Genomic DNA, 13,887 nt, shown 5'->3' on the forward strand with positions numbered 1-13,887 from the left:
TTTGCATCGGACTTGCAATCGCCGGTCGGCCGGGCAAAGTCGCGCTGACGCGGTGTGTCACGAGGGGAAGCGCAGTGAAGAAACCGCATTGGAAGATCTCGGGCGCGTGCGGCTGTCGAAAAACTTCTTCTTGCGCGAGTTCCTGCATTCGGAGATCGCCGATTTTCATCGTATCCCGAATATACCCGATGATCCCGAGCTGGCGATCGAGGCCGGGCGGCGGTTGTGCGAGGAGCTACTGGAACCGCTGGAAGCGACCTTCGGCCGTTTGACCATTCGCTCCGGATACCGAAACCGCGCGGTCAACGGTTTTGGCAATGCCCGCGGTCTCAACTGCTCGAGCAATGCGGCGTCGGCGGCCGATCACATCTGGGACATGCGCGATGCGGACGGCTGCATCGGCGCATCCGCCTGCATCGTCATTCCCTGGGTCTGGGACCGTCGCCACGAGCTCGGCGGCTGGCAGTCGATCGCCTGGTGGATCCACGACCATCTGCCCTATTCATCGCTCTGTTTCTTTCCGAAACTCTGGGCGTTCAATATCCAATGGCACGAGCGGCCGGCGCGCCGGATCCGAAGCTTCGCCGAGCCGCGCGGGATGCTGACCAAGCCCGGCATGGCGAACCAGCACGGCAGCCATCATGCGTTCTACGCACTCTTGCCCGAGCCGGTGAACGTGCCGAAAGTCAACTTGTAGCGCACGTGGTCGTCGGTTGCCGAGTAGCGGTCGTAGAGACGGCGCGCCACGGCATTGTCGCGTTCGGTATACCAATAGAGCCGGTCCCAGTCCGACGCCTGGTAGAGCGCGATCAGGTCGTCGATCATGGCGCGGGCGACGCCTTGGCCGCGCGCTGATGGATCAACGTAGAGATCCTCGATGTAGCAGATGGGGTGTCGGAAGAAGGTCGCGAGCTGTTCCTGGCAGATCACGAAACCGACCGATTCGCCATCGAGGATCGCCAGCCGGGCAAAGAGCGGTGCAGCGGGATCGATGAGGCGGCTCCAGGTCAGACTGACGATGTCCTCCGCCAGCTCAATGCCGGAAAAGGCGACATAGCCGGCCCACAGGCGGCGCCAATGCGTTTCGTCGCTGGCGGTCGCCGCCCGTATGCTCAATGCCATCGTCCTTGCCTTGCTCCTGCTATTCGCTGACGTCGTTGAGCTGTCGAATTGCCTCGTCGCTCAAGGTCAGCTGGGTCGAACGGATGAGGCTCGTCAACTGGTCGAGATTGGTGGCGCTGGCGATGGGAGCGGTGATGCCCTTGCGGTTTCGCACCCAAGCGAGCGCAATCTCGGCCTGCGTTGCTCCGGTCTCTTCAGCGATTTCGTCGAGCACGCCGAGGATGCGCATGCCGCGGCCGTCGAGATATTTTTCGACGCCCGAGCCGCGCGCCGACCCTTCAAGGTCCTTGTGCGTGCGGTATTTGCCCGAGAGGAAGCCGCGCGCCAGGCCGAAATAACTGATGACGCCGATCTCTTCGCTGACGCAAAGATCGCGCAACGGCCCGTCGAAACTGTCGCGATCGTAGAGATTGTATTCCGGCTGCAGCACCGCATAGCGCGGCAGGCCGCCATTGGCGCTGACATCGAGCGCTTCGCGCAGCTGCAGCGAGTTCAGGTTCGAGGCGCCGACGGCGCGCACCTTGCCCTCAGACAAAAGCTGGTCATAGGCGGCAAGTGTTTCTTCGTAAGGCGTTTCGGGGTCTGGCCAGTGCGAGAGGTAAAGGTCGATATAATCAGTCTGCAGCCGCTTCAGTGAATCCTCGACCGCCTGCAGGACCCAGCGGCGTGACAGGCCCTTGCGGTCCGGCCCAAGCTCGGAACCGACCTTGGTAACGATCACAGCCTTGTCGCGGCTGTGGCCGGACTGTTTCAGCCATTTGCCGATGATCGTCTCGGATTCGCCGCCCTGGTTTCCTGGTGCCCAGGACGAGTAGACGTCAGCGGTGTCGATGGCATTAAGGCCGGCATCGAAGAAGGCGTCGAGCAGGGCGAAGGACGTCTTTTCGTCAGCTGTCCAGCCGAAGACATTGCCGCCGAAGACAAGCGGCGCGATTGAAAGGTTAGTGCGGCCAAGTCTGCGTTTTTCCATGGTTTCGCTCCATTGGACTGGATGAAAGCAAGTGCGCGATCGGGAGGATGCCGGCACGAACATAAGGCAAGCGAACAAAGCTTGTCACCTGCCGCCGGTCTTTTTTATCGGTCGTCGCCGCTTGATAGGTACGCACCTCGCCGCTACGGCGCCGCGCGTCATATGACGCGCTAAAGGCGCTGTAACGCTTTAAACTGCTGCATGATTTTCTCCTTAAATCGATTCCGGTTTAAGGAATCATGCAGTAGTCTCAGCCGCCAAATCAGGGAGCCCCGCTATGTTTCGTTTCGGAATTCTGTCCACGGCCAAGATCGGCCGCGATCTCGTCGTGCCCGCCATTCAGGACGCCGAGAACTGCGTCGTTTCGGCAGTCGCCAGCCGCGACCTCGCAAAGGCGCGCGCCATGGCCGACCGCTTTTCCGCGCCGCACGCCTTCGGATCCTATGAGGAGATGCTCGCCTCCGACACGATCGATGCGGTCTATATCCCGCTGCCGACCTCGCAGCACGTGGAGTGGACGATCAAGGCTGCCAATGCCGGCAAACATGTGCTCTGCGAAAAGCCGATTGCGCTGCGGGCATCCGAGATCGATGCATTGATCGCGGCGCGCGATCGCAACAAGGTGCTGATCGCCGAAGCCTTCATGGTCACCTACAGCCCCGTCTGGCGCAAGGCCCGCTCGCTGCTTGCCGAAGGGGCTATCGGCCGACTTCGACACGTGCAGGGTGCCTTCACCTATTTCAACCGCGACCCCGGCAACATGCGCAACATTCCGGCACTCGGTGGCGGCGGCCTGCCGGATATCGGCGTCTACCCGACGATCACCACGCGCTTCGTGACGGCCAAGGAGCCGGTGCGCGTGCAGGCAAGCACTGATCGCGACCCGGAATTCGGCACCGACATCTATTCGAGCGTGCGCGCCGACTTCGGTGATTTCGAACTGAGCTTCTATATCTCCACGCAGCTTGCCGCCCGCCAGGTCATGGTCTTCCACGGCGACAAGGGTTTCATCGAGGTGAAATCGCCGTTCAATGCCGACCGCTACGGGCGCGAGGAAGTGGAGCTCACCAACCAGAACCACGCCCAGTCGCAGCTCTTCCGCTTCCAGGATGCACGCCAGTACAAGCTGCAGGCGGAAGCGTTTGCGCGCGCTGCAAAGGGCGAAGCCGAGGAAGTGGTCACGCTCGAAAACTCGCGGCTCAACCAGAAGCTCATCGATGCGATCTACCGCGCCAGCGACAAGGACGGCTGGGAAAAGATCTGAGCCGGCTAATGAAAGAAAAAGCCCGCCGGCGCGAGCCGGCGGGCATTTCTCGTTGTTGTCGGATCAGGCCAGCGCCGCGCGCTCCCTGGCGAAGCCCTTCACCTTGAAGAACAGGAAGTCGCCGACGCCGATCAGGCCGACGATCAAGAACCCGACGCCGATGGGCGTCAGCGAGTTATAGGCGGTTGCAAGCAGTGCAAGGCTTGCGATCTGCCACAGGACGTCGCCGCCGATACTGACGCGGGCGGCAGCCGAAACCGGCCCACCGTTGCGGGCGGCCGAGAGATGGAAAATCCCCCAGGCCAGAAGCCCGACGCCAAGCAGCTTTATCATCAGCGGGGTGGCGACAGGGCTGATGAGAGCGGCGAGCGGGGCCGCACCGAGGATGAGGACCGCGCCGGTGAGGAGCGAAAATGCGCCATCGGCGAGGAAGGTCTTGTTGAGCAGGCTGCGGTTGGAAAGGTTCAACATTTTCGGCTCCATTCGTTTGTCGATATCCGGATGTTGCCGCCTCCCGGTCATGAAACCAATTACCTCGCAGGTAGTGGATTTTGCGCAGCGCCTGCGCCAATCTGCCGGCACAACGGAGATCGGCATCGATGGAATTCGGCAATCACCTGAAGGAATGGCGTGGGCACCGCCGCATGAGCCAGCTTGACCTGGCGGTGGCTGCCGGCATCTCGACGCGGCACCTTTCCTTCCTCGAAACCGGCCGATCGAAGCCATCGGAAGGCATGATCCTGCGTCTGGCCTCGGTGCTCGACATTCCTGCGCGCGACCAGGGCACGCTGTTTTCAGCCGCCGGATATCGTCCGCGCATGACGACGCGCCCTGCGTCGGGGCTCGATGCCATGCCCGCCGCCGTGGCCAATGCCATCCGGCTCATCCTTGCTCGCCACGATCCCTATCCGGGCCTGGTGCTCGATCATGAATACACGCTCCTGATCGTCAATCCGGCGCTGGCGGCGCTCGCCGTTTCGGCCGACGTGCCTTTCAATCCCGGCCAGAACTTTCTCGATGCTTTTCTCTCGTCGGAAAATGTCCGCGCCCTCGTCGTCAATTGGGAGGCTGCGGCCGCCGATCTGGTCCAGCGCGTTCGCACCGAAGCCTGGCTGCAGGGGCCGAGGAGTCGCCTTGGCAAGAGGCTGGAGAAACTGGCGGCCGATCCCGCCGTCAAGCGCGCGGTCGAAAACTATCCGGATACCGACCGGCTACCGGTTCTGCCTGTCGAGTTGCGCGTCGGGCCGGTTACGTTGAGCTTCATCACCACGCTGCAGACCTTCGGCTCGACCCAGGACGCCCTAGTGGAAGGTGTGCTGATCGAATCCTTCTTCCCGGCCAACGAGGAAACCAGAACCTTCTTCGAACGCAAGGGATGACGTGTCAGCCGTTATGCACGCCAGCGACGATGGCGCCGCACAGCGTCAGTGCAATGCCCATGTTGTAGCCGCCGATCGCTGCTGCAACCTGCACCCAGTCACCACCTGCACCCGCCAGGATGGAAAGCACGCCGGCAACGAACAGGCATGTCCGAGGCGAACGGAGGCCTGCGACAAGCATGCCGAGCATGACGGTGGCGATAATGATCATGAAACCCACATTGCTGGCATCGCCGTCAGGAGTTGATGATGATCATGCCGCCGATGATCAGCACCGCGCCACCGACATAGCGCAGCGTCAAGGCTTCGCCGAGGAAGACGGCGGCAAGCAGCGGCACGATGCAAAAGGTCAGGGCCATGAACGAGTAGGCGATGGTCAGCGGTACCGACCTGATGGTGAAGATCCAGATGATCGTGCCGAAGCCGTAGATGATCAGGGCCGTCAGCAGCGTCGGACTGAAGATGAGCGCCAGCAGGCCCTGTGCGTCAGGGCTTCCCGTCTTGGCGCTCGTCAGCTTGAAAAGGATCTGGCCGGCCGAGATCAAAACCGGCGTGAAGAACAGTCCAAACCAAACGGCCGGGGCGAGATTGAGATTCATCGCAGGGCACCTCGCATCGGCTACAGCGCCGCGCGTCTCATTAGACGCGCAAAGGTCGCTGTAGCACTTTGAATTGCTGCATGTTTTTATCCTTAAATCGAATAGGATTTAAGGAAACATGCAGTAGGCCTTGTCTTCGCAATAGAAAATATCGCGACCGATATCGATGCACGCGTGTTGCGCTGGGACAGGATGCATCGCCCGCAGGAAGGAGTGCGTATAGGGGAAGAAATTGAAATGCGGATTGAAGGTGTAGCGATATTCGCGTTCGCGCGGAACGACGATGATCAGCCGCTGCCGGGTGATACGGCGCAGTTCGGCAATCGCCTTGCGATAGTCGAGGATATGCTCGATGACGTGGGTGCAGACGACGGTATCGAATTCGCCATCCGCGAAGGGAAGCTCTTCGATCATCGCCGCGAAGTATTCCACGCCCTCGATTGTGGCCGCGTCATCGATGGCGAAGTCGACGCCGGTCAAGCGCCGCAGATCGGGGTTCGCGCCTCGGATGTGCTTAAGCAGCACGCCGGTGCCGCAACCGACATCGCAGACGGATTTGCCGCGTACTTCGGCCGCAATCTTGCGAACACAGGCTTCGGAATTGTCGGTTCCTTCGTGAACGCGTGGATGCTGCTTGTAGAGCTGCTCGTATTCTAAGGCCGTCAGGAAGGGGGCACGTTCGCGAAAACGGGCGAGGTGGCCGATATGCTCGCCCCAGGCGAGGCTCGCCATGCCCTTGAACAGGCGTGAGTCCCTGACGAACGGCGGCAATATGTCTTCGATGACAAAGCGTATGCGGTTGGTGGTTTCGCGGTTCATCGACAGGGGTTCCATATATCTCGTGAGCTTAGGCCGCGTCCGGTCCGCGCCGGTGGGCACGGAGCTGCGGGACCGCCGGCTTTTCGACGACAGCCTCTCGCGCTGCGCGCCGGCCGGTCGCCATGTAATGCAGCCGCAACTGCTCGGTGCGGGCCCGCGATACGGAGTCCAGGATCAGGCCGGCGGTGAACATCGTGATCGATATCAGCAGCAGCACCATCGAAAGCACCCAGGTCGGCATGCGGGGAACCAGCCCCGTGCCGAAATATTCGATCAGCACCGGCGTCATGAAAATCAGGCTCGTTGTCATGAAAGCGAGGCTGATCAGACCAAAGAAGGCGAAGGGTCGCGTTTCCTTCATCAGCATTGCGAACATCCAGAGGATCTTGGCGCCGTCGCGGTAAGTTGAGAGCTTGGAATGCGAGCCTTCGGGGCGTCTGCCATAATCCAGCTCCAGTTCGCTGACCGGCAGCTTCAACCGCGAGGCATGCACCGACATCTCGGTCTCGATCTCGAAGCCGGCGGATATCGCCGGAAAACTCTTCACGAACCGTCGCGAGAAGACGCGATAGCCGGAAAAGATGTCACTGAAATCCGTACCGAAGATCGACCGGTAGAGGTAGTTGAAGAGCTTGTTGCCGAGCGCGTGACCCTGCCTGCCTGCATCTTCGCGAATATTGCGCCGCGTCCCCACGACCATGTCCGACTGTTCGGTAATCAGCGTGCGGATCAGGTCCTCGGCGTCAGCCGGTGAGTAGGTGCCGTCGCCATCTGCCATCACGTAGATATCCGCGTCGATGTCGGCGAACATCCGCCGGACCACGTGTCCTTTGCCTTGCCGTCTTTCGCGAACGACGGTGGCGCCGGCGAGCATTGCCTGCAAGGCGGTTCCGTCCGTCGAGTTGTTGTCGAAGACGTGAATGCTGGCCGTCGGCAATGCGGCTCTGAAGTCGCGCACGACGCCGCCGATGGTCGAAGCTTCGTTGTAGCAGGGCAGAAGGACAGCAATGCTTAAGGGTTCAAACATCGGCGCAGCTCGATTTGAAAGTGTCAGCGCATGATAGGTGTCGCCGGTTAACAACACGCCAAAGTGCACATGCGCGTCAGCGCGTTTGTCTTCGGGAGCCCGGTACAACTTTACGGTTTTTTGATCCCGCCCGATTAGGGTCCTGGGAGGATAGGGGCGTAAGAAGATGCTGGACAGAATTGCGAGACGTCAGGACCCGGCGGCAGTGACCGCAAAAATGCGCTTCTGGTCGAGCTTGCCTTGGATGGTCCTGTTCTATGGCGCGCCCGTCGTCTTGTTTTTGGCCGTCCGTTTCCTCCGCGCATCGGATTATGTGGGCCGCGACAATGATGACGCCATGCGGCTGGTTCAGGTTCGAGACCTGCTCAACGGTCAAGGCTGGTTCGACCTGGTCCAGCTTCGTCTCGGTCTGGATGGCGGCACGCAGATGCATTGGTCGCGGCTGATCGACCTGCCGATAGCCGGGCTCATTTCCTTGCTCAGTCCGCTCTTCGGTGCCGACAGAGCCGAAGTGCTGGCGCTTGCGATCTGGCCGATCTTCCTCGCCATTCCATTGCTGGTGTTCATGGGGCTCGCCGGCCGTCGTATTGGCGGAACGCAATGCATGCATTTCTGCCTCGGTCTGACGGCGATCTTTGTGGTGACCAGCAATCGGTTTATGGGTGGCGCCATCGATCACCACAACGTCCAGCTGGTCCTGGCTGCAGTGATGGCCGCGATGCTGGTCGACATGCGCCATCGTGCGCGCAACTACGTGATTGCCGGCGCGGCGGCGGCGCTGGCGATTGCCATCGGCGCCGAGACGACGCCGCTTGTGGCGGTCGTTTGTGCCATTGTCGCGTTGCAATGGGCGCTCCTCGGGCGGGACGTTGCTGGTGCGACCATCGCTTTCGGCATCTCACTGGCAGTTACCTTGAGCACTGTGTTCTTCCTCACGGTGCCGCCTCACCTCTATCGCGTGGCAACCTGTGACAACCTGTCGATCGCCTTCTACTCCCTGGCACTTGTCGGCGGTTGTGTGCTGGCTGCGTCTGCGGCATTTGTTAGCGATCGCGGAATATCGGCTCGGTTTGTCGCGCTGGCCGTCAGTGCCTGTTCCGTCCTGGCTGTCGCACTCGTTATTGCGCCCCAATGCCTTGGCAACCCGCTTGCCGATCTTGACCCGCTGTTGATCGAACTTTGGCTCGACCGTGTGACCGAGGCGCAATCCTTCGCGACCGTGCTGGCGCGCCAGCCGGCAAGCGTCGGCGCCTACTATTTCTGTGGGGTCTTTGCATCGCTCGTCTGTGTCTGGCGCATTTGGCAGGGCGATCGGGTCAGACTGCATCTCATCCTCGTCGCCCTTGTTGCTGCCAATCTTGCCATCGCGATGGTCCAGGTGCGAGCGATGGCGTTTTCCAACCTTCTGGCAATCCTGCCGCTCTCGCTGCTGCTCGTGGATATGCGAGCCTGGTCGCAGGGGGGAACCAGGGGCGTGAGCGCATCGCTCGCCTATGTCCTTGTTCTGATTTTTTCGGTGCCCGCAGTCTGGGCAATCGGCGGCGCCTTGGCACGCAACGGCCTTGCCGCTCTGGAGGCGCCGCAGGCGTCCAATACCGAAAACTGCCTGACGCCGGCAGCTCTTTCAGATCTTGAAGGTCTTCCGCCATCGATGATCGTTGGTCCTTCGGATATTGGCGCCTCGATCCTTAGATACACGAGCCACCGTGTCTTGACGGCGCCCTATCATCGCAATGCCGATGGCATGCTTATGGAGCTGAAGATCGGGCTGGCGTCGCCATCTGATGCCAAGGCGATGCTGAGCAAGTTGCACGAACCGATCCTGGCATTTTGCGCCAACGATGTTCAGGCAGACATGATCATCAAGCGGGAACCTCGGGGGCTCTACGGGCAGCTCGCCGCCGGTCGGGTTCCGGAGTTTCTGACGCCGCTGCCTGTTTCCGAGAAATCCAGCATTTTGCTCTACGCGCTGAAGCCATAGCGAGCGGGGACGGCGGAGGAAGAAACCGGTAGAAAGGCGCACGGTTCTGCTGACCTTGGGCCTCTCGTCGGCTACAAATGGGCATGAGCTCCATTTTCGACAACGATTCTCCGAGCAACCTCACCGAATATTCGGTCTCCGAGCTTTCCGGCTCGATCAAGCGTACGGTCGAGCAGGCCTTCGATCAGGTTCGTGTGCGTGGCGAGATCTCGGGCTATCGTGGGCCGCATTCTTCGGGGCACGCCTATTTCGCGCTCAAGGACGATCGGGCGCGCATCGATGCGGTGATCTGGAAGGGCACCTTCTCGCGGCTGCGCTTCCGCCCGGAAGAGGGCATGGAAGTGATCGCCACCGGCAAGGTCACGACCTTCCCCGGTTCGTCGAAATACCAGATCGTCATCGAGACGCTGGAGCCGGCCGGTGCCGGCGCGTTGATGGCGCTTTTGGAAGAGCGCAAGCGCAAGCTTGGCGCCGAAGGCCTGTTCGACGCGACGCGCAAGCGGCCGCTGCCTTTTATGCCAAAGGTGATCGGCGTGGTCACTTCGCCGACCGGGGCCGTCATTCGCGATATCCTCCACCGCATCGCCGACCGGTTCCCCGTCCATGTCGTCGTCTGGTCGGTTAGGGTCCAGGGCGAAGGCTCGGGAGACGAGGTGGCGGCGGCCATCCGTGGCTTCAACGAATGCGAAGCCGGCGGGCCGATCACCCGCCCCGACGTCCTGATCGTCGCGCGCGGTGGCGGCAGCCTGGAAGATCTCTGGGGTTTCAACGACGAGGCGGTCGTGCGCGCGGCGGCAGCGTCCGTCATCCCGCTGATCTCGGCCGTCGGTCACGAGACCGACTGGACGTTGATCGACTATGCTGCCGACCAACGCGCACCGACCCCGACCGGGGCGGCGGAAATGGCCGTGCCGGTCAAGGCCGATCTGGAAGCGGAAGTATCCGGCCTTTCGGCGCGGCTGAAGGCCGGCATGGTCAGGCAGATGGAAAACCGTCGCCAAGTGGTGCGGTCGCTTGCCCGGGCGCTGCCGTCGCTCGATCAGTTGTTGGCGCTGCCGCGTCGACGCTTCGACGAGGCTGCCCTCGGCCTCGGGCGTGGTCTGATGATGAACACAACGAACAAGCGCCGGATGTTCGAGCGCGCTTCGGCGGAGCTGCGGCCGGATCTGGTCAAGGCGCGGCTCGGCGATCGTCGGCAACGGCTAAACGATGCGATGAACCGCGCCGAGCGCGTCGTCGAGCGTCAGGTCCATCGCGGACAGTCGCGTGTCTCGGCGGCGGATGCGTCGCTGCGCGCGCTGCCGTCGCGCCTGCTGGCCCAGATCCACCGCTCGACGGATCGCGTGGCTGGGCTGGTTGCGCGGTCCGACGCGGCAATCCGCACGGACATTCGCCGGTTGACGGGTGTCATCGCCGCACAGGACCGCATCCTGCAATCGCTGTCCTATCGCAATGTCCTGCAGCGCGGTTTTGCGCTGGTGCGCGACGGCGAGGGCGGCCCGGTTCGCCAGGCCGCGGCCGTTGCGCCCGGCATGGCGCTGTCGCTGGAATTTGCCGACGGCAGCGTTTCGGCGATTGCGGGTGAGGGTGGGGAGCCGACAGCCCAGGCGGCCGCCAGGAAGAAGCAGCCGAAAACCGGTGGTTCCGGTGGCGACCCGTCGAAGCAAGGCAGCCTGTTCTAGGCAAGGTTTGCGATCACGGGAGCCCTCATCTTTCCAACGAGGACGGGTTGACTGTGCGGCCTGCATCAATGACGCCTGCTTTTCATTTCCCTGTCACGGAGGCAGCATAACGCCGCGCTCACAGCACTCTGCGGAATGGAAGTCAGATATGGTCGAACGAGCCAAGATTATCTTCATTCACGGCGCTTCCAGCAGTGGAAAATCCACTCTGGCGCGCGCGGTCCAGGCACAAATCGGCGAGCCATTCTGGCACGTCTCGATTGACCATATTCGTGATTCGGGAACGTTGCCGACGGAAAGATTCCGGCGCGGCGACTTCAGGTGGCAGGAATACCGTGCCCGTTTCTTCGAAGGGTTCCACCGCTCCCTGGTCGCCTATGCCTCGGCCGGCAACAATCTCCTGCTGGAACACATTCTCGAGGAGCCCGGTTGGGCGTCTGAGCTGGCGATGATGCTGCAGTCCTTCGATGTCTTCTTCGTCGCGCTCCACTGTGAGCTTCAGGAACTTGTCCGACGGGAAACGCTGCGCGCGGACCGGCCGATCGGCAGCGCTACAGACGATTTCCATCGCATTCACGAGGGGCAGCGCTACGATCTCCAGCTTCATTCAGGGCAAGCCGTTGAAGATAACGCTGCGCAACTGATTTCCGCCTGGGCGTCGCGCCGGTCGCCATCCGTGTTCGAGGAACTGGCCTTGGAAGCGCGCTCCCGGCCCGCCTACTCCTCCGGTCTCTGAGCAAGGGCGAGTTTGGCAAACGCATTTGGAATCGGCCGATTTTCCGGTGACATGCGTTCGTCGCGGGCGGGTCGCGCTACGGCTCAAAAGATCGTCATTGCAATAGATTGATTCTTTGGATCATTTTCTCCGTCGATCGATCTCGATCCCAGGTCTTATGCAGTAGGAACAATGGATGCATATTCTGCTCGTGCTCGCCCATCCGCTGGAAGACAGCTTTGCCGCCAGCGTCGCCCGCGAAGCGCAACGGGCGCTTGTTGCCGGTGGCCATACCGTCGATCTGCTCGATCTCTATCGCGAGGATTTCGATCCGAGGTTGAGCAAGGTAGAGCGCGGCAGCTATTTCACCGACAACTACGATGCCAGCTTAACGGCCGGGTTGATCGCGCGGCTGCAGGCAGCGGACGGGATCGTCCTGGTTTTTCCGCAATGGTGGTTCAATTTTCCGGCGATCCTCAAGGGCTTCTTCGATCGGGTCTTCGTGCCGGGCGTTGCCTTCGACAACGATCCGGCCGGCGGCCGCATCATCCCGCGGCTGAAGAACATCAAGCTCTTCTGGGCGCTGACGACGACGGGATCGCCCTGGTGGGTGGTGCATCTTTATATGGGCAACCCCGTGCGGCGGCTGCTGAAGCGCGGTATTGCCGCCTTCTGCGCCAAGGGCCTCGATTTCCGCATGGTCAGCCTGCACGACATGGATCGGGCCACGGATGAGAAACGTAAGCGTCACCTTGCCCGCGTGCGGCAGCTCGCCGGACGCATCTGATCGTCAGCCCTATTCATAGGTTGCAAGCAGTTTCCGCAGCACCGCATCCAGCGCTTCGCGCTCGTCCGGTGCAAGGCTTGCAACGACCCGGTGCTGGTTGGCGACATGGGCCGTCGCAGCCTCGTCGACGCGTTCCAAGCCTTCCGCCGTCAGCGCTATGATCACGCCGCGGCGGTCGTCCGGATTGTCGAGGCGCTGGACGAGACCCTGCTTTTCCAGCTGGTCGATGCGGTTGGTCATCGTGCCGGAACTGACCATGGTGGTCGCCAGCAGTTCGCCGGGTGAGAGCTGAAAGGGTGATCCGGAGCGCCTGAGCGCCGCAAGCACGTCGAAGCTCGCCGACGTCAATCCGCGCTCGGCGAAGGTCTTTTCGATCTCGCGTCCGATATGGTTACGCAGCCGCGTGAAGCGGCCGAGAAGGCCCATGGCCGAAACGTCCAGGTCTGGTCGTTCGCGTTGCCACTGCGCCAGAATTCTATCGACGTGATCCATCTGAGCCTCCACCGTTCTTCCGAAATGCCTAAGGCGAAGATATCTTGACGTCAAGATAATATCGGTTATAACGGAGATATCTTGATCTAGAGATACTTGAGGTAGAGACATGATCGCCAGCCGCAACGCCGACCTCGCCCTGACCGCCCTGGCGCCTGCCATCTGGGGCAGCACCTATCTGGTCACGACCGAACTGCTGCCGCCGGGCTATCCCTTGACGGTCGCCATGTTGCGCGCCTTGCCGGCGGGGCTCTTGCTCCTGCTGATCGTCCGCCAGCTGCCTTCAGGCATCTGGTGGCCGCGCACGTTCCTGCTCGGCGCCCTCAATTTCTCGTTCTTCTGGGCGATGCTGTTCGTGTCTGCCTACCGGTTGCCCGGCGGCGTCGCCGCCACGGTCGGCGCGATCCAGCCGCTGATCGTCATCCTGTTGTCGCGCGTCTTTCTCGGCTCGCCGATCCGCGCGCTGAGCATCATCGCCGGCCTTGCTGGCATCGTCGGCGTCGGCCTGCTTGTGCTGACACCGGGCGCAACGCTCGATCCACTCGGCGTCGTTGCCGGTCTTGCCGGTGCCGTGTCGATGGCCTTCGGCACGGTTCTGAGCCGCCACTGGGCGCCGCCCGTGCCGCCCTTGACCTTCACCGCCTGGCAGCTTGCCGCCGGCGGAGTGCTGCTGGTGCCGGTCGCTCTCTTCTTTGAGCCGGCCCTGCCGACCCTGACGATGGCGAACTACGCGGGCCTCGCCTATCTCGGCCTGATCGGCGCCGCCTTCACCTATCTGCTCTGGTTCCGGGGGCTGTCGCGCCTCGAGCCCTCGGCCGTAGCGCCGCTCGGCTTCCTAAGTCCTGTCGTCGCGATCCTGCTCGGCTGGGGTGTGCTTGATGAACGTCTGACACCGGTCCAGGCGCTGGGCATTCTCGTCGTGCTAATCAGCGTCTGGCTGAGCCAGCGGGCGCAACTGGCGCCTCGCGTTCGCCCGGCCCGTGCGTGAAGAACAAGGTGCCCCCTTCGCTCACCAATCCAGGCAAGCGCTGAGGTTGGACAAGGCAGGCG

The 13,887-nt window shown here is 62.0% G+C and carries 16 protein-coding genes; 8 read left to right on the plus strand and 8 right to left on the minus strand.

Going from position 1 to position 13,887, the window contains the following annotated elements; translation table 11 throughout:
- Window positions 1-52: 52 nt before the first annotated feature.
- Entirely contained in the window at window positions 53-697 is a 645-nt protein-coding gene (locus J3R84_RS19095) for a hypothetical protein (RefSeq protein WP_038576634.1), read from the plus strand.
- Here J3R84_RS19095 and J3R84_RS19100 read toward each other — a convergent pair.
- Together J3R84_RS19100 and J3R84_RS19105 are read right to left on the minus strand one after the other, a co-directional pair.
- Window positions 649-1,122 carry a GNAT family N-acetyltransferase gene (locus J3R84_RS19100; RefSeq protein WP_203527327.1) on the minus strand — a complete coding sequence of 158 codons (474 nt, stop codon included), beginning with the start codon at window positions 1,120-1,122 and terminating at the stop codon, window positions 649-651. The two genes, J3R84_RS19095 and J3R84_RS19100, sit on opposite strands and share 49 nt — an antisense overlap.
- A gap of 19 nt (window positions 1,123-1,141) precedes the next feature.
- Window positions 1,142-2,092: an aldo/keto reductase gene (locus J3R84_RS19105; RefSeq protein ID WP_025425561.1), complete on the minus strand. Its 951-nt coding sequence runs from the start codon at window positions 2,090-2,092 to the stop codon at window positions 1,142-1,144.
- A 277-nt stretch (window positions 2,093-2,369) separates the two neighbouring features.
- Here J3R84_RS19105 and J3R84_RS19110 point away from each other — a divergent pair, with 277 nt between their 5' ends.
- Window positions 2,370-3,356 carry a Gfo/Idh/MocA family protein gene (locus J3R84_RS19110; protein ID WP_025425562.1) on the plus strand — a complete coding sequence of 329 codons (987 nt, stop codon included), beginning with the start codon at window positions 2,370-2,372 and terminating at the stop codon, window positions 3,354-3,356.
- A 63-nt stretch (window positions 3,357-3,419) separates the two neighbouring features.
- On the opposite strand, the gene J3R84_RS19115 is transcribed toward J3R84_RS19110, so the two are convergent.
- Window positions 3,420-3,827 (minus strand): hypothetical protein, encoded by a 408-nt coding sequence (locus J3R84_RS19115; protein ID WP_025425563.1) that lies wholly within the window; start codon window positions 3,825-3,827, stop codon window positions 3,420-3,422.
- A gap of 128 nt (window positions 3,828-3,955) precedes the next feature.
- Between J3R84_RS19115 and J3R84_RS19120 the strand changes: the two genes are divergently transcribed.
- Window positions 3,956-4,735: a helix-turn-helix transcriptional regulator gene (locus J3R84_RS19120; RefSeq protein WP_025425564.1), complete on the plus strand. Its 780-nt coding sequence runs from the start codon at window positions 3,956-3,958 to the stop codon at window positions 4,733-4,735.
- A 4-nt stretch (window positions 4,736-4,739) separates the two neighbouring features.
- On the opposite strand, the gene J3R84_RS19125 is transcribed toward J3R84_RS19120, so the two are convergent.
- The 4 genes from J3R84_RS19125 to J3R84_RS19140 all read right to left on the minus strand — a co-directional run bounded on the left by J3R84_RS19125 (window position 4,740) and on the right by J3R84_RS19140 (window position 7,180).
- Window positions 4,740-4,946, minus strand: a complete 207-nt coding sequence (locus tag J3R84_RS19125) for a hypothetical protein (protein ID WP_025425565.1) — start codon at window positions 4,944-4,946, stop codon at window positions 4,740-4,742.
- A 25-nt stretch (window positions 4,947-4,971) separates the two neighbouring features.
- Entirely contained in the window at window positions 4,972-5,334 is a 363-nt protein-coding gene (locus tag J3R84_RS19130; RefSeq protein WP_203527328.1) for a DMT family transporter, read from the minus strand.
- Window positions 5,335-5,442: 108 nt separating this feature from the next.
- Window positions 5,443-6,153, minus strand: a complete 711-nt coding sequence (locus J3R84_RS19135) for a class I SAM-dependent methyltransferase (protein WP_025425567.1) — start codon at window positions 6,151-6,153, stop codon at window positions 5,443-5,445.
- A gap of 28 nt (window positions 6,154-6,181) precedes the next feature.
- On the minus strand, window positions 6,182-7,180 hold the full coding sequence (locus tag J3R84_RS19140; protein WP_038576640.1) for a glycosyltransferase: 999 nt from the start codon (window positions 7,178-7,180) through the stop codon (window positions 6,182-6,184).
- A 166-nt stretch (window positions 7,181-7,346) separates the two neighbouring features.
- Here J3R84_RS19140 and J3R84_RS19145 point away from each other — a divergent pair, with 166 nt between their 5' ends.
- The 4 genes from J3R84_RS19145 to J3R84_RS19160 all read left to right on the plus strand — a co-directional run bounded on the left by J3R84_RS19145 (window position 7,347) and on the right by J3R84_RS19160 (window position 12,345).
- A complete protein-coding gene (locus J3R84_RS19145; protein ID WP_038575812.1) occupies window positions 7,347-9,161 on the plus strand; it encodes a hypothetical protein in 1,815 nt (604 codons plus the stop codon).
- Window positions 9,162-9,244: 83 nt separating this feature from the next.
- The gene (gene xseA, locus J3R84_RS19150) at window positions 9,245-10,843 is read left to right on the plus strand and encodes an exodeoxyribonuclease VII large subunit (protein ID WP_203527329.1); all 1,599 of its coding nucleotides are present in this window, start codon (window positions 9,245-9,247) and stop codon (window positions 10,841-10,843) included.
- A gap of 148 nt (window positions 10,844-10,991) precedes the next feature.
- Window positions 10,992-11,579, plus strand: coding sequence for a chloramphenicol phosphotransferase CPT family protein (locus J3R84_RS19155; protein ID WP_025425570.1), 588 nt, complete (start codon window positions 10,992-10,994; stop codon window positions 11,577-11,579).
- Between the two features lie 175 nt (window positions 11,580-11,754).
- Entirely contained in the window at window positions 11,755-12,345 is a 591-nt protein-coding gene (locus tag J3R84_RS19160; RefSeq protein ID WP_025425571.1) for an NAD(P)H-dependent oxidoreductase, read from the plus strand.
- Between the two features lie 9 nt (window positions 12,346-12,354).
- On the opposite strand, the gene J3R84_RS19165 is transcribed toward J3R84_RS19160, so the two are convergent.
- Window positions 12,355-12,849 (minus strand): MarR family winged helix-turn-helix transcriptional regulator, encoded by a 495-nt coding sequence (locus J3R84_RS19165; protein ID WP_025425572.1) that lies wholly within the window; start codon window positions 12,847-12,849, stop codon window positions 12,355-12,357.
- A 97-nt stretch (window positions 12,850-12,946) separates the two neighbouring features.
- On the opposite strand from J3R84_RS19165, the gene J3R84_RS19170 reads away from it, so the two are divergent.
- Entirely contained in the window at window positions 12,947-13,825 is an 879-nt protein-coding gene (locus tag J3R84_RS19170) for an EamA family transporter (RefSeq protein WP_038575815.1), read from the plus strand.
- Window positions 13,826-13,887: the final 62 nt, after the last annotated feature.

The organism is Ensifer canadensis (assembly GCF_017488845.2).
Classification (GTDB): Bacteria; Pseudomonadota; Alphaproteobacteria; order Rhizobiales; family Rhizobiaceae; genus Ensifer; species Ensifer canadensis.

What these genes read in the sequence shown, in the direction of transcription:
- J3R84_RS19100 (WP_203527327.1), bottom strand. Translation starts at nt 1,122, where the DNA reads ATGGCATTGAGCATACGGGCGGCGACCGCCAGCGACGAAACGCATTGG.
- J3R84_RS19105 (WP_025425561.1), bottom strand. Translation starts at nt 2,092, where the DNA reads ATGGAAAAACGCAGACTTGGCCGCACTAACCTTTCAATCGCGCCGCTT.
- J3R84_RS19110 (WP_025425562.1), top strand. Translation starts at nt 2,370, where the DNA reads ATGTTTCGTTTCGGAATTCTGTCCACGGCCAAGATCGGCCGCGATCTC.
- J3R84_RS19115 (WP_025425563.1), bottom strand. Translation starts at nt 3,827, where the DNA reads ATGTTGAACCTTTCCAACCGCAGCCTGCTCAACAAGACCTTCCTCGCC.
- J3R84_RS19120 (WP_025425564.1), top strand. Translation starts at nt 3,956, where the DNA reads ATGGAATTCGGCAATCACCTGAAGGAATGGCGTGGGCACCGCCGCATG.
- J3R84_RS19125 (WP_025425565.1), bottom strand. Translation starts at nt 4,946, where the DNA reads ATGATCATTATCGCCACCGTCATGCTCGGCATGCTTGTCGCAGGCCTC.
- J3R84_RS19130 (WP_203527328.1), bottom strand. Translation starts at nt 5,334, where the DNA reads ATGAATCTCAATCTCGCCCCGGCCGTTTGGTTTGGACTGTTCTTCACG.
- J3R84_RS19135 (WP_025425567.1), bottom strand. Translation starts at nt 6,153, where the DNA reads ATGAACCGCGAAACCACCAACCGCATACGCTTTGTCATCGAAGACATA.
- J3R84_RS19140 (WP_038576640.1), bottom strand. Translation starts at nt 7,180, where the DNA reads ATGTTTGAACCCTTAAGCATTGCTGTCCTTCTGCCCTGCTACAACGAA.
- J3R84_RS19145 (WP_038575812.1), top strand. Translation starts at nt 7,347, where the DNA reads ATGCTGGACAGAATTGCGAGACGTCAGGACCCGGCGGCAGTGACCGCA.
- xseA (WP_203527329.1), top strand. Translation starts at nt 9,245, where the DNA reads ATGAGCTCCATTTTCGACAACGATTCTCCGAGCAACCTCACCGAATAT.
- J3R84_RS19155 (WP_025425570.1), top strand. Translation starts at nt 10,992, where the DNA reads ATGGTCGAACGAGCCAAGATTATCTTCATTCACGGCGCTTCCAGCAGT.
- J3R84_RS19160 (WP_025425571.1), top strand. Translation starts at nt 11,755, where the DNA reads ATGCATATTCTGCTCGTGCTCGCCCATCCGCTGGAAGACAGCTTTGCC.
- J3R84_RS19170 (WP_038575815.1), top strand. Translation starts at nt 12,947, where the DNA reads ATGATCGCCAGCCGCAACGCCGACCTCGCCCTGACCGCCCTGGCGCCT.